Annotated in this window: 12 protein-coding genes and 1 pseudogene; 7 read left to right on the top strand and 6 right to left on the bottom strand. The window is 42.1% G+C overall.

Annotated features, from left to right (window positions below; genetic code table 11):
- The first annotated feature begins 137 nt into the window (after window positions 1-137).
- Entirely contained in the window at window positions 138-1,562 is a 1,425-nt protein-coding gene (gene glgA, locus IQ259_RS00265) for a glycogen synthase GlgA (protein WP_193879535.1), read from the top strand.
- A gap of 62 nt (window positions 1,563-1,624) precedes the next feature.
- Window positions 1,625-2,248, top strand: a pseudogene (locus tag IQ259_RS00260) (DUF4351 domain-containing protein); the annotation flags it as partial.
- 66 nt (window positions 2,249-2,314) lie between these two features.
- On the opposite strand, the gene wecB reads toward IQ259_RS00260, so the two are convergent.
- Window positions 2,315-3,430 (bottom strand): non-hydrolyzing UDP-N-acetylglucosamine 2-epimerase, encoded by a 1,116-nt coding sequence (gene wecB / locus IQ259_RS00255; protein ID WP_193879114.1) that lies wholly within the window; start codon window positions 3,428-3,430, stop codon window positions 2,315-2,317.
- A 242-nt stretch (window positions 3,431-3,672) separates the two neighbouring features.
- Window positions 3,673-4,050, bottom strand: a complete 378-nt coding sequence (locus IQ259_RS00250) for a hypothetical protein (protein WP_193879532.1) — start codon at window positions 4,048-4,050, stop codon at window positions 3,673-3,675.
- A 720-nt stretch (window positions 4,051-4,770) separates the two neighbouring features.
- Between IQ259_RS00250 and IQ259_RS00245 the strand changes: the two genes are divergently transcribed.
- Both IQ259_RS00245 and IQ259_RS00240 read left to right on the top strand, forming a co-directional pair.
- Window positions 4,771-6,054: a type IV pilus twitching motility protein PilT gene (locus tag IQ259_RS00245; protein ID WP_193879111.1), complete on the top strand. Its 1,284-nt coding sequence runs from the start codon at window positions 4,771-4,773 to the stop codon at window positions 6,052-6,054.
- A 69-nt stretch (window positions 6,055-6,123) separates the two neighbouring features.
- Window positions 6,124-6,885, top strand: a complete 762-nt coding sequence (locus IQ259_RS00240) for a circadian clock KaiB family protein (protein WP_193879108.1) — start codon at window positions 6,124-6,126, stop codon at window positions 6,883-6,885.
- Window positions 6,886-6,946: 61 nt separating this feature from the next.
- On the opposite strand, the gene IQ259_RS00235 is transcribed toward IQ259_RS00240, so the two are convergent.
- The 3 genes from IQ259_RS00235 to IQ259_RS00225 form a co-directional block, all read right to left on the bottom strand.
- Complete coding sequence (locus IQ259_RS00235; RefSeq protein ID WP_193879105.1) at window positions 6,947-7,870, bottom strand: histone deacetylase; 924 nt, start codon at window positions 7,868-7,870, stop codon at window positions 6,947-6,949.
- Between the two features lie 50 nt (window positions 7,871-7,920).
- Window positions 7,921-8,139 (bottom strand): hypothetical protein, encoded by a 219-nt coding sequence (locus IQ259_RS00230; protein WP_193879102.1) that lies wholly within the window; start codon window positions 8,137-8,139, stop codon window positions 7,921-7,923.
- Window positions 8,140-8,328: 189 nt separating this feature from the next.
- Window positions 8,329-9,147 (bottom strand): SirB1 family protein, encoded by an 819-nt coding sequence (locus IQ259_RS00225; protein WP_193879099.1) that lies wholly within the window; start codon window positions 9,145-9,147, stop codon window positions 8,329-8,331.
- An 836-nt stretch (window positions 9,148-9,983) separates the two neighbouring features.
- Here IQ259_RS00225 and IQ259_RS00220 point away from each other — a divergent pair.
- The 3 genes from IQ259_RS00220 (at window position 9,984) to atpC (ending at window position 13,273) form a co-directional block, all read left to right on the top strand.
- Complete coding sequence (locus IQ259_RS00220; RefSeq protein WP_193879096.1) at window positions 9,984-10,874, top strand: choice-of-anchor L family PEP-CTERM protein; 891 nt, start codon at window positions 9,984-9,986, stop codon at window positions 10,872-10,874.
- A 437-nt stretch (window positions 10,875-11,311) separates the two neighbouring features.
- The gene (gene atpD / locus IQ259_RS00215) at window positions 11,312-12,760 is read left to right on the top strand and encodes a F0F1 ATP synthase subunit beta (protein ID WP_193879093.1); all 1,449 of its coding nucleotides are present in this window, start codon (window positions 11,312-11,314) and stop codon (window positions 12,758-12,760) included.
- 99 nt (window positions 12,761-12,859) lie between these two features.
- Window positions 12,860-13,273, top strand: a complete 414-nt coding sequence (atpC, locus tag IQ259_RS00210) for an ATP synthase F1 subunit epsilon (RefSeq protein WP_193879090.1) — start codon at window positions 12,860-12,862, stop codon at window positions 13,271-13,273.
- Window positions 13,274-13,666: 393 nt separating this feature from the next.
- Here the strand turns inward: atpC and IQ259_RS00205 are convergent, their stop codons facing one another.
- Window positions 13,667-14,377, bottom strand: a complete 711-nt coding sequence (locus tag IQ259_RS00205; protein ID WP_193879087.1) for a Uma2 family endonuclease — start codon at window positions 14,375-14,377, stop codon at window positions 13,667-13,669.
- Window positions 14,378-14,494: the final 117 nt, after the last annotated feature.

The raw sequence follows: 14,494 nt of genomic DNA, 5'->3' as shown, positions 1-14,494 counted from the left end.
TCGTAATTAATGAACAGAGTAACTTCGTTTTAAAAAAGCAAATTGCAGATTTTTGCTTTGCCAAATGCTAAATGCAGCATTTGGATAAATGGCTTGATTGTGAAAATTTAGGCAGAACTGGGGAAACAACAAATACCATGCGGATTCTATTCGTTGCAGCAGAAGCAGCTCCCGTTGCGAAAGTAGGAGGAATGGGTGATGTTGTGGGAGCATTACCTAAAGTCTTGAGAGAAATGGGGCATGATGTCCGAATATTCTTGCCTTATTACGGCTTTTTGCCAGACAAAATGGAAATTCCCAAAGAGCCTATTTGGCGGGGATATGCCATGTTTCAGGACTTTGCAGTTTACGAAAGTGTTCTGCCTGGTACTGATGTACCCTTGTATTTATTTGGACATTCTGCCTTTAATACTCGCCGCATCTATGGCGGCGAAGATGAAGATTGGCGGTTCACTTTGTTTGCCAATGGTGCGGCTGAGTTCTGCTGGAATTATTGGAAGCCAGAAATTATCCACTGTCACGATTGGCATACAGGGATGATTCCCGTGTGGATGCACCAAGACCCAGATATTACCACTGTGTTTACTATTCATAACTTGGCATATCAAGGGCCTTGGCGCTGGTATCTAGAGAAAATTACTTGGTGTCCTTGGTATATGCAAGGACACAATACAATGGCAGCAGCAGTACAATATGCTAACAAAGTAAATACAGTTTCCCCAACTTATGCCGAGCAAATTAAGACACCTGCTTACGGCGAAACCCTCGAAGGTTTGTTGTCCTTCATCAGTGGTAAGTTATCGGGAATTGTTAACGGGATTGATACTGAAGTTTACAACCCAGCCAACGATAAATACATTACCCAAACCTTCACGACCGACACCTTAGAAAAACGCAAGGCAAACAAAATTTCTTTACAAGAAGAGATGGGGTTAGAAGTCAACTCCAACGCCTTTTTGATTGGCATGGTAACTCGATTAGTCGAACAAAAAGGTTTGGATTTGGTCATCCAAATTTTAGATCGCTTCATGGCCTACACAGATGCCCAATTTGTGTTGCTAGGGACAGGCGATCGCTATTATGAAACTCAAATGTGGCAATTAGCATCCCGCTATTCTGGACGGATGGCAACTTATTTGCTGTATAACGATGCCCTATCCCGCCGGATCTATGCTGGTACTGATGCCTTCTTAATGCCCAGCCGTTTTGAACCTTGCGGTATCAGCCAAATGATGGCAATGCGCTACGGTTCTGTTCCCATTGTCCGCCGTACCGGAGGATTAGTTGACACTGTATCACACCATGACCCCATCAACGAAGCTGGTACTGGTTATTGCTTTGATCGCTATGAACCATTGGATTTGTTTACCTGCATGATCCGCGCTTGGGAAGGTTTTCGTTACAAACCCCAATGGCAAGAACTACAAAAACGCGGCATGACTCAGGACTTTAGTTGGTATCGCTCTGCCAAGCAGTACGATAAGCTTTATCGCTCAATGTATGGTTTACCAGATCCAGAAGAAGAACAAGCACCACAACCAGAGTTAGTTTTGAATCAGTAAGATTGTTTATTGTTTCAACGCAGAGGAACACAGAACTTTTGATTTTCATCTGCGTTCATCTGCGTCCATCTGTGGTTAATTACAATTATCCTGATTGTGGTCTGCATTTTAGATTTGGAACTGTCAAACTGCTGGATTATCAACAACGATGGACGGAATTAGAGAATAGCGATAATCCTTTTGCAACAGTGGTAATGGCACATTTAAAGACGCAGCAAACTACTAAACAGCTAGGAGAACGGAAAACTTGGAAATTTAGCTTAATTAGGCGATTGTACGAACAAGGACTTGAAGAAAGAGATATTCGCAACCTCTATCGTTTTATCGATTGGGTTATGATTTTACCAAAAGGGTTAGAAGCAGAATTTTGGCAAGATTTTAAGTTATTCGAGCAGGAGCTTACCATGAGTTACATTACCACGGGCGAGCGCATTGGCTACGAGCGAGGAAAGGAAGAAGGTAAACAAGAAGGAAGACAGGAAGGAAGACAGGAAGGAAAACGAGAACAAGCTCAAGCCCTTGTACTACGGTTACTGCAAAAACGGGTGGGAAATTTACCACCAGAAGTTCGCCAACAGATTCAAAATCTTTCTTTAGAAAAATTGGAAGCACTGGGAGAGGCTTTATTAGACTTCAGTGCGAACGCTGATTTGCTGAACTGGTTACAAGCAAATCAAACTGTTTGATTGAATTTCGGGAAAGGCCGTTTACCTGTCCCTGGACTACGTAAAACTCAAAAATATTTACTTTTATCAACCCATTCCCAAATAATTCTGCACAATCTGCAAAATTCTCTCCGCTGCGTGTCCATCGCCAAAGGGATTTATGGCGTTAGCCATCGCATTGTAAGCAGTTGGATTACTTAATAACTCCGCCGCCGCCGCCAAAATATTCTTACTTTCAGTTCCCACCAGTTTAGCTGTACCCGCCTTCACAGCTTCAGGACGTTCTGTAGTGTCTCTCAAAACCAACACTGGTTTACCCAAACTCGGTGCTTCTTCTTGTAAACCACCAGAATCAGTCAAAAGAAAATGCGATCGCCCAATTGCTCCCACCAATTCGGCATAATCTAAAGGTTCAGTTAAAAATACTCGTGGATGTTTACCTAATAATGCTTGCAATGGTTCTCTGACTGTGGGGTTGCGGTGTAATGGTAAAACTAAAGCTGTATCAGGAAACTTATTTAATATTTGCAGAAAACCTTGGGCGATCGCTTGGAGTGGTTCTCCCCAATTTTCTCGGCGATGAACTGTGGACAATAACACGCGATATTCATTCCAGTTTAAACCCGGCACATTACAAGCTGGTTCAATCGCCGCCACATTCAACAGGGCATCAATAACTGTATTCCCCGTCAAGTGAATTTCCCCTAAAACACCAGAACGTTGCAAGTTCTCCACAGCTAAAGTTGTTGGTGCAAAATGCAATTGGGTGATTTGCGAAATTAACCGCCGATTCGCTTCTTCTGGATAAGGATTGTAAATATTATCAGTTCTTAACCCTGCTTCTACATGACCCACAGGGATTTTTTGATAAAAAGCTGCTAAGGCTGCGGCAAAAGCTGTTGTCGTATCTCCTTGGACGATGACTAAATCTGGCTTATTTTTTTGGAATAACTCTTCTAGTCCGCGCAAGCTACGGCAAGTGATATCACTTAAAGATTGTTGAGGCTGCATAATCTCCAAGTCGTCATCTGCTTTGAGGTTAAACAGTTGCATTACTTGTTCAACCATCTCACGATGCTGTCCAGTTAAAATAACTTGCAGTTCAAAGCTAGGAGACTTTTGGAAAACCTGAATCACCGGCGCTAGTTTAATTGCTTCCGGACGCGTACCCAGGATAATATAAACTCGCTTTTGATTAGTCATTGGTCGATAGTCAAGAGTCAGACAATTTTGGATTTTAGATTTTAAATTTTAGATTGACCCCACGGATCAATCCGCGGGCTTGTACCATTAAGGAATCATCGGTCAAAAGTCAAATGACTAAAGACACGTGACCATTAGTTAATAGTAATTGGTCAATCCTCAAAATCAACCATTGACAAATAAACATGAAAAAACCCGGCTTAACCGGGCAGATGTACTGTTTGTCGTTTTTAGTTAAATAGTTATACTTTGATGTCACAGGTTAAAGGACAAGCGGCATATACAGTAGTCTGGTGAAGATTTTCAGATTCTCCATGCAGCCAACTTAACCACTTGATTTGACTTGGATGCACACCTTTAAAGGTGAGGACAGCCGCTGCGATCGCAACTGCCAAAATGTTGAACAATATTAATCCGCCTCCTACTAGTAAAACCGCACTAACAGGCATGACAGATTGTAAAACAATCGACAACAGACATCCGACCGTAGCCATTAAAACAACTAAGGGAAAACCGACAACCAACAGGCATACTGCCAGCGTAAAAGTCCATATCAAAAAGCTTTTAATCATCATCAAGGAGTAGGTCTTTCCGAGATTAGAGCTTTGAGCCGAAACCATGACTTTTCCTCCTACAGGTACACAGCAAATAAATTTAATTTCAGTTAGATACCGCTGTTGGCGAATCAACTGACTCTTTCAGTGAATTCCAGTATATAAAAGGGACTATGAAAAATGAGCATTTAGTAACTTAACTTTACAGTTAATTTTTTGTAATTATGAATGTAAAGTTCGGTTGATTTCTTCCTAGGTAACTAGTTTCTGCCATCTATCGCAAGGAGTAGAAGCCACACAACATCAACTTGCCCAGAGTCTTTTCAACTCATCAAATTGATCCCCTTAACATTTCTTATAAAATACAGCTTTATTTCTCATAATTTACAAATGTGGCTGAAGAAAATACCTGCTGCCGATTTGGCTGTTAATTGCTAGTAAATTACGTTGATTCTGGTGAAAAATTTCTCATCTAACAGCAGGAAATTTTTAAGATTCCGCTGTTGTATATATTATTTCTATAATGCCTGCTGGTTATCACTGAAGGTTGTCACAGTATATAGTGTGCTAAACAGGTATGGATGGACTTAAGAGTTCTCTCATATGTGTGGCAAGGTTAGCAACCTATATAACAAAATATACTAGCAGCCAAGCCAAATGTAACGAAATATTGCTTTAAAGTCCTCAGCTAAGGAATAGCAACAAACCTGCTTTCTACCGTCCTTAGAACCACGAAGATAGATTTTTTGCGGATTCAAGTTGATAACTGCCCAATTTTGAAGATATATGACAGAATCACAGCCCCCTGCCAATTCAAACCCTGTTGCTTCTCGGAATGTGCCACCTATGCCACCGCCACCACCATCATTAACGACGCAGCGGCAGCACACGCAAACATTGGATATGTCTATGAGGAACACTACTCAACCTGCACCACCGCCACCAGCATCTCATCGTCCTGGAACTCCCCCAGCAATGGCTCATGCTGCATCAGTTAAAAGCAATCCTTCAGGATTAACTTTGGCGCAAATGATTAAAGAAGCTTTTGATAAAGGTTATTCCGATATTCACTTGGGTGTAGGTGAAATTCCGCGTTACCGCAACCGTGGAGAAATTCAACCAACCGAGCATCCAGAAACTGATCATGAATCTTTTATGAGTTGGTTGCGGGAAATTATGACTGAAGCAGAGATTCAGCGATTTGAGGAACACTTAGAATTTGATGGTGCAACTCAGTATGAGTTTGCCCGTGTACGAATCAACGTCTTTAGTTCACTCAAAGGCCATTCAATGGTGCTGCGGTTAATTCCACTAAAAATCTTATCGATGGAACAGTTAAGATTACCCTCAGTTTTCCGAGATATCTGTCATCATCACAAAGGTTTGATCTTAGTCACCGGCCCGACTGGTTCTGGTAAATCAACAACAATGGCGGCGATGATTGACTATATTAATCGAGAAATGGCCAAGCACATCATCACCATCGAAGATCCTGTTGAATTCGTCCACCAAAGCCGCAAGTCTTTAGTGAAACAGCGGGAAGTGGGGATGCACACGCGCAAATTTGACAATGCTTTAAAAGCAGCCTTGCGGGAAGATCCAGATTTGATTCTTGTAGGGGAAATGCGGGATAAAGAAACAGTTAACACCGCCCTGAAAGCTGCTCAAACTGGTCACTTGGTGATGGGAACATTGCACACCAATAGTGCGGTGAAAACCATTGAACGGATTCTCAATCTATACTCTGGTGAAGAACAGGATGCTATGCGAGTAGCCTTGGCTGAATCTTTGGTGGCAGTCATCGCTCAAGGATTATGCCGCACGACTGATGGTAAACGAGCCGCGTTCCACGATATCTTAATTAACACTGAGGCAGTTAAAGAATGGGTCAAAGACGGTAAGTATGATGAAATTACCGAACTGATGAAGCAAGCCAGTTTCGACGGTATGATTACGATGAATCAGTCACTGCTCAACCTTTATCAAGAAGGCCGCATTACTGAAGAAACAGCCTTAGAAATGTCACCAACTCCTAACGAAATGGCTCAGTTTCTCCGAGGACGAGTTTAATTACAGTAAAGGTAAAAAGTAATCTGCCTCTACTTTTTACCTTAGAGTTCTCTAACCCCTGTAACTAACTTGACTACAGATAAACTCTTTTTACCTAAACTCTTCAAAGGCATTGCCTTATTTACACCCGGAGGAGATTTAATTTATTGCATCGACCCGAATAAGCAGGGTCGATGGCATTTGCATTTGTGTGCTGCTTTACAAGAAATCCTAGATTTACCAGAACCGCCTCACTTTTTAGTACCTTGTTATACAGCGACAGTTGACCACTGGTTAGACCCTCATACTCAGCAAATCCGAACTTTTGCAGAAGCTTATCCAGCAGTTCTCCAATATCAAGCTTTGCTGAATGCGATTTTTGGCACTGGTGATTTAATCTGGCAAGCAGCGCCTTGGCAGGATGGATTGTGCGATCGCATGGTGTTGGCTACTTATCGTTCCACTTTTCCCCAACTTTGGGAAGACCACGACTTAATTATTAACCTAGACCTTTCGGAAAAAGCTCCCAAATACCATCCACCAGTCAGAGCTATACAGACGGTACAACAAAAAAACCAATGTTATGTTTTACGTTTATTTGTGGCAGGTCATAGTGCTAACACAGAACGTATTCTGCAAAATTTACACGAACTGTTAGAGCGATCGCTAGGATATCCCTACACGATGAAAGTGATTGATGTTTTAACTCATCCAGAACAAGCAGAAATCGATCAGGTGTCTGCAACTCCTACTCTGGTGAAAGTTTGGCCTCAACCGATTCGGCGCATTGTTGGCGATTTAGATAACGCCGAGAAAATTTTCCAGATGTTAGGTGCTACGGAAAAATCTTGAAAAAGTGCTGAGTACTGTTAGCGATAGCGGGGCGTTCAGCCCGTGCTGAGTAAATTTACATTTAGCTACTTAAACAGCGTTCAATTGTTGCTAAAACAGACTGGGAAAGAGTCAAAAAATCATAGCCGCCTTCCAAACCAAAGAGAATTTTCCGAGTTCTACCTAGACAACACTCAGTGAATAAACCATAATCTTCTGGCAATAAATTCATACTTGCCAAAGGATCAGCCGCATTGGCATCGTAACCGGCACTGATAATTAGTAAATCTGCTTGAAAATTTTCTAAAAATGGTAGTATCTTTTTTTCTAAAAGTGGGCGATAGACGGCGATATCGCTACCTGGAGGGATAGGCAAATTTAAGACATTATTATGAAAACCATGTTCGGAAGCTCTACCAGTGCCGGGATAGCAAGGATATTGATGTAGAGAACAGTAGGCAATTTGTGGGTGAGCTTCCACGATCGCCTGAGTACCATTACCATGATGTACATCCCAATCGAGAATAGCCACACGGTGAATTTCTGGTTGTTGTAGCGCATAAAAAGCCGCGATCGCCGCATTAGAAAATAAACAAAACCCCATCCCCGCATCGCTTTCAGCATGATGTCCCGGTGGACGCGCCAGTACAAAAGCTGGATTTTCTGTGGCTAGTACAATATCAACACCATCCAACCAAGCACTTACTGCCAACAACGCCACATCATAGCTGTTGGGAGAAACTGGTGTATCACCATCTAGATAGCCTCCGCCACTAGAAGAAATTTCCCAAACTTTTTTAACGTAGGATGGGCTGTGAGCTTGTAACAACAAAGACATCAGTGATGGTTTGTCTAAAACTGGAGTAGGCGATCGCCAAGTAATTTTATCGGCAAATGCAGCTTCTTTTAAAGCGTTGACGATCGCCGTCAGACGTTCTGGCTTTTCTGGATGGTAGTTTCCAGTCTTGTGATTCAAAAACTCATCAGAATAGATGACTGGTAGCATAGGAGGCAATCATCAAGTTACTGAATGCCATTGTAGCTTTAGTAGTCTTTCTACTCTTGTGTAAATCCAATCATTTCATCAGTTGGTTCATCTAGCATTTCTGGAACTAATGCTGGGTTACTTCTGCGTTCTTCTGCTGATTGTTCTCGAATCACATCATCCATTTTCGCTGGATGTTTTATTTTATCTAGCATTTCTGGGCTTAATTGCGTTGCGTCGCCTTCGGGATTCATTTTTTCCGCTTGGCTAGGAACTGTTTGCTTATCCATGAATTTTATCTCACCATTTCTAGACCCAGCTTAAGCAATGCAGCAACCAAGCAGACACTATCTTGAGGCTTAAGTTGCCATCTGACTGAGATTTAACCCTAAACTGTTGTGCTGTGGCTACAAGTTGCACTATTTCAATTATGGGTAAAAGCTTCACATCCTCTCGTGTGCTTCCCTGCTCCTCTGCGCTTATTTACCCAGTTCGGTAAGTAACCGCCTAATCACCACTGCATCATCAGCATCAGGAACTTTGAAAAGGTAATTTTGCAAATCTTCAACTGCTTGGGGATGATGCCCAAGTTGATAGTACAGCAGACCGCGATCGCGTATTTCTAACATCGCAGTGGGAAATAGCAGTAAAATTCGTTCAACCGCAGCCAGCGTTTTTGCCAAATCTTGCTGTTTCAGATATATGTATTTTAAATTCGTCAGCATCCGGGCTAAAAATTGCCGATTGCTGACAGTTGCTAAAAATTCTGGTTTTAAACTTACAGGTTGCTGAAACATTTGAGTCAGCTTTTCCTGGCAGTCTTCTGTAAACATTACCTCACCACCATTGAAGGCATCTACAAAAATCTCCATATCTGGAATATCTGGACGAATGAGAAAATGTCCTGGTAGTCCTACACCCACCATTGGGAAATCAATCCTACGAGTAATTTCCAGGTAAATCAACGCTAAAGTAATCGGAATTCCCGTGCGACGGTCAATCACGTCATTTAAAAAGCTGTTGCGGGGGTCGTAGTAGTTGGTACGATTGCCAGTAAATCCCAAGTCATCATAAAGATACTGATTTACACTTTGAATCAACCGCAGCGGATAGCGTGAAGCAGGTAAACGTTCTTGAACCTCTTGTGCCATTGTATCGAGGGCATTGGCATATTCCTCAGGGTCAAGGCTTGGATATTCTTCTTGGGCGATGTATAGTGCTGCCTTGGCCAAGTTGATATACTCGTCAGGTTGCTGAATCTCTTGGTAAAAATATTGTCTTGCTGACGAGAAATTCATAAGCAAATTCTGCTGTAAGTATATAGATGAAGCTAGAGCAAATAGGGACTGAGCGATTTTTGCACCTATCTCTATCTTAAGTTAATGGCCTTAAATTAAGGACTTAGAATTGAGAATCGAGAAATTATGTGGGGATGTAAACTCCCGCTGCATTGATGGCTGGTGAATTTATGATTTAATTTTGTGTCTGGAGGACAATTTCTTATCCACAAGTTAAACAATGCAATTTGCCCTACTTAGATTTTTACAAGAACTAGATATTTTGATCATAAATTAATTCAATATTTTTGCATCAATCTATCTATTAAGCTGTTATTAGCAATGTATTAAAATGATAATTGTCAAAACTTTATTTTCGCACAAATGTATAAATTTTTGTTTATTAGAGCTTCAAATAAATCTTATATTGTAGTTACTTAAAGTTCATAATTTAGATTTTAAAGGAATTAGATTTATTTACAAAGTTTTATTCTAAAATTTAGCTTGTATTTGCTTGTAAAGCTTACCAAATCTAGGTTTTTAAATTATTAAACAGAAATTAGAATTTAATTATTGTGTAAACTACCGTGTTTATACTAGTCAAAAAAATAATTAGCGATTAATCTAATTAAATATACGAGCGAGAGAAAAATAAAAATTACCTCGCTAATATTTTGAATACAGAAATGTATTTTAAGGTGTAGTTGTTACACCAATATCTATAATCTGCAATCGCCGCTAGAGATTAAGGAAGTTTTTGTCCATAGCATTTGTGGCTTTATGGCACAAAAATTGCTGGATTTTTACAGATGTAACCAAGGAAATTTACACTACTCACTTTTAATCATTTGAAAACTATGCAATCTCTGAAAAACTTTCTCAAAACAAGTGCATTTTCTCTATTGGGTTTAGGATTATTAACTGCACCTGCTCACGCTGTGAATATTACTACCACCAGTAATCCTAATGTTTTAGTTAATAACATTTTAGGTTCAGGTATTACAGTATCCAATGCTACCTACAACGGCGCATCAATTGCATCGGGAATTTTCACAGGTGGTTTGGCTTCAGGCATCGGCATAGAACAAGGTATCATTTTAACTACTGGTGATGCTAGATTGGCAGTTGGACTGAATGATAGAGATGATGCTACAAGTATCAATGGATTGTCAGGTGATGCTGACTTAAGTGCTTTACTTGGTGGATTAAACACTCTTGATGCTAGTGTTCTGGAATTTGACTTTACCTCAACTACTGGCAACTTATTTTTCAACTATGTCTTTGCCTCAGAAGAATACAACGAATTCGTGAATACGAATTTTAACGATGTATTTGGTTTCTTTTTGGATGGGCAAAACATTGCACTAATACCTGGAACAACCACACCAGTTTCTATTAATAGCGTCAACGGTGGTAATCCAATAGGAACCAATGCAAGCAATTCGCAGTTTTTCAATAACAATGCTGGTGGATTATTTAACATTCAATATGATGGTTTTACCAACGTCTTCACTGTAAATATTCAGGGATTGAGTGCTGGTACACATCGTATTAAACTAGCGATCGCAGATGCTGGAGATTCTAGTTTAGACTCAGCGGTGTTTATCCAAGCCGGTACTTTTTCTGGCGAACCCCCAAGAGACGTGCCTGAACCTACTACAATTTTAGGTGTATTAGCATGTGGTGGTTTAGGTGCAACATCACTCCGCAAGCGTAAACAGTCACAAAACCCAGTAACCAAAGCCTAAAGCATTAATGAATCCGGGCGATCGCATCTAGTACTAAGAAAGCAGAAGCCAAGCACGCTCCACGAGTAAGTTAAACGCAAAAAAATATCTAAATTATCTTCTTAAACTTGGTGAATTCCCCCTAGTGCAGCCTAGCTACACTAGGGGATTCTGTATTTATAGGAGAAATTATGCTAAAGCTTTGCAAGCGATCGCCTAAACTATTACACCGTGCTATTAACTCTCAATGAGTTTGGCAACCTCTAGGGTACAGTTTAGCAGTCAGCATCGGATAGTTCGATTAAAATAGGAATTACAGCGAAATCGCTTCAGCTGCTTTTTAAGGAATTACTAACGGAGTTATGTCCCCCTCCGGTGCTAGAGTGAAAGATGACATTGCTTAATCTTTTGTCATCTACGACCTCATCTGAAATATAGCTTCAATCATTAGGCTCAGCATGGTCACCACCGCAGAAAAAACAAACATAGGCTACATTACCCAAATCATTGGTCCGGTTGTAGACGTTAAATTCCCTGGCGGTAAATTACCGCGAATCTACAACGCTTTGACCATCAAAGGCACTAACGAAGCTGGACAACAAATCAACCTCACTGTTGAAGTACAGCAATTGCTGGGCGACAACCAAGTGCGCGCTGTTGCTATGAGTACCACCGATGGTCTAGTACGCGGTTTGGAAGCCGTCGATACAGGCGCTCCCATCAGTGTACCAGTAGGTAAAGCTACCCTCGGTCGGATTTTTAACGTCCTTGGCGAACCTGTGGACAACAGAGGCCCAGTCAACGCGGAGGAAACCTTACCTATCCACCGCGATGCTCCTAAATTAACTGATCTAGAAACCAAACCTTCCGTTTTCGAGACTGGAATTAAGGTTGTTGACCTCCTAACTCCCTATCGACGTGGCGGTAAGATTGGTCTGTTCGGCGGTGCAGGTGTCGGCAAGACCGTGATCATGATGGAGTTGATCAACAACATCGCTACCCAGCACGGCGGTGTATCCGTATTTGCTGGTGTAGGAGAGCGTACCCGTGAAGGGAATGACCTCTACAACGAAATGATTGAATCTGGGGTTATCAATAACGAGAACCTCAACGAATCAAAAATCGCTTTGGTTTACGGTCAGATGAACGAACCACCCGGAGCGAGAATGCGGGTTGGTTTGTCTGGTTTGACAATGGCTGAGTACTTCCGTGATGTGAACAAGCAGGACGTATTGCTGTTTGTTGACAACATCTTCCGCTTCGTCCAAGCAGGTTCGGAAGTATCGGCGCTGTTGGGTCGGATGCCTTCGGCTGTAGGATATCAACCTACACTAGGTACTGACGTAGGTGCGCTGCAAGAACGGATTACCTCTACTACAGAAGGTTCTATTACCTCCATCCAAGCGGTGTATGTACCTGCGGATGACTTAACTGACCCCGCACCTGCAACCACCTTCGCTCACTTGGATGGTACAACAGTACTGTCTCGTGGTTTGGCATCTAAGGGTATTTATCCAGCGGTTGACCCCCTGGGTTCTACTTCCACCATGTTGCAGCCCAACATTGTTGGTGATGAACACTACAACACTGCTCGTGCTGTCCAAGCAACCTTACAGCGCTACAAAGAACTACAAGACATCATCGCCATTCTGGGTCTGGATGAATTGTCTGAAGACGACCGTCTCATCGTAGCTCGCGCCCGGAAAGTTGAGCGCTTCTTGTCTCAGCCGTTCTTCGTCGCTGAAGTATTTACTGGTTCGCCTGGTAAGTACGTGAAGTTGGAAGACACCATCAAAGGCTTCCAGAAGATTTTATCTGGTGAGTTAGATGATCTGCCAGAACAAGCCTTCTACTTGGTAGGCGATATTAACGAAGCGATCGCCAAAGCCCAAAAGCTCAAAGGCTAATATTCAGTGAACAGTCATCAGTGAACAGTCGTTATTATCACAACGATTACTGTTCGCTGAACATTTTCTCACTGATAATTGATAACTGATAACTGAAACATGGCACTAACCGTTCGTGTAATTTCTCCAGACAAAACAGTTTGGGATGCTGAAGCTGAAGAGGTAGTTCTACCCAGTACAACTGGTCAGCTAGGCATCCTCAGTGGACACGCACCTCTGTTGACAGCCTTGGATACTGGTGTGATGCGCGTCCGTCCCAGCAAAAATCAAGACTGGAAAGCGATCGCTCTTTTGGGTGGTTTTGCAGAAGTTGAAGCTGATGAAGTGACAATCCTAGTAAATGGTGCTGAACGTGGCGATACTATCAACCTAGAAACTGCACGCACAGCTTATAACGAAGCTCAAACTCGCCTAGCTCAAGTACCAGCAGGCGATCGTCAAGCTCAAATCCAAGCAAATCAAGCCTTCAAACGCGCCCGCGCTCGTTTTCAAGCTGCTGGCGGTTTGGTATAAACATTGCTCATAATTTTCAATTTTGTAGGGTTGGCTATCTGCTTACCCTACAAATTTTTTAAGGAAGTGTTTTTATGAAAATCCTATTATTAACGTGATTTCGATGAACCTCTCCCCAACCCCTCTCCGACGCGGAGAGGCGCAGAAATATTACTAGTTTCCAACGGAAAAATCAGAGTTTTAAAGCCTCTAACGCCACTTGCTACAACGCGGGAAACCCGCGCAACGCAGTGGCTCCTCCTTGCAGGGGAGAGGTTTGGAGAGGGGTTTTTGATCTCCGTCGAACTCACGTATTATTCACGTGATTTCGATGAGTTATAAAACCGGAAACCCTTTTTTATTTTCCTGACTCACCCTGATTTCTACTTTTTCTCTACCTAGTGTCAAAAAAATCTAATCTTGTGGTTCAATACCTGCTGCTCGTAATTGGGCAGCTAGGCGTTCAGCACGTTGTCGTTCTTGTTCCGCTAACTCGAAACCCCAAAGTAGTAGTTTTCCTTGCTCATCCCACCACCGTAACCAATAACCTGTGCGATTCTCACGAGTACCTTGCCATACACCAAGGTAAAGGCTCACTGCAGCTATCCAATAACGTTGATTATCATTAGGTGTTTCTACAGTGTACCTATCTGTCTTGTCGTCTAAGCGATACATCTCAAAACTGCCGCTATCGGGTTCAAAAATAATGTAGTTTGGTACTTTGAGGATGCGCTCGTAGAAAAACCATTTGCCAGGAGGATAGGTTGGTTTGGCAGAATACTCTGTCCCTTCTGTATCGGAAATAAATTCCACTACAATTACGGGAATTTCACCCTGTAGTTGGGGGGTGTAACTGCGGATTACGTCTGCTCTATCAACGCTGATTTTGGGAATATACGCCCAATCAGGGGCTTTAATCACCATTCTACCGCTTAGAGTAGCGCAAATACCGTAATTGGTTGATGTTAAGGCATTTTCTGGAATTTTCCCCGCTAGTTGTAAGCTTTCGGTTAGTGCTGCTGCTAAGGCTGGTTGGTTGATGTTGTCCACAGGCTCATCTGGAAGTTTGTAATCATCAGGTAGTTTTTCCCAAGTGATTTGGTAGTTTTGGGTGGCGGCTGTCATGTTGAGGAAGGGTGTAAGTAGGTCGGTGTTAAAAATTGTCGTTATGACAAGGCAGGAGGCAGAGGGCAGAAGGCAGAAGGGAAGAGGTTTTCAAGCTACTTTACTTTCCGTTACATA

Origin of the sequence: Fortiea sp. LEGE XX443, from assembly GCF_015206815.1 — a bacterium.
Classification (GTDB): Bacteria; Cyanobacteriota; Cyanobacteriia; order Cyanobacteriales; family Nostocaceae; genus Nostoc_B.
This window is presented reverse-complemented; position numbering and strand designations above follow the sequence as displayed.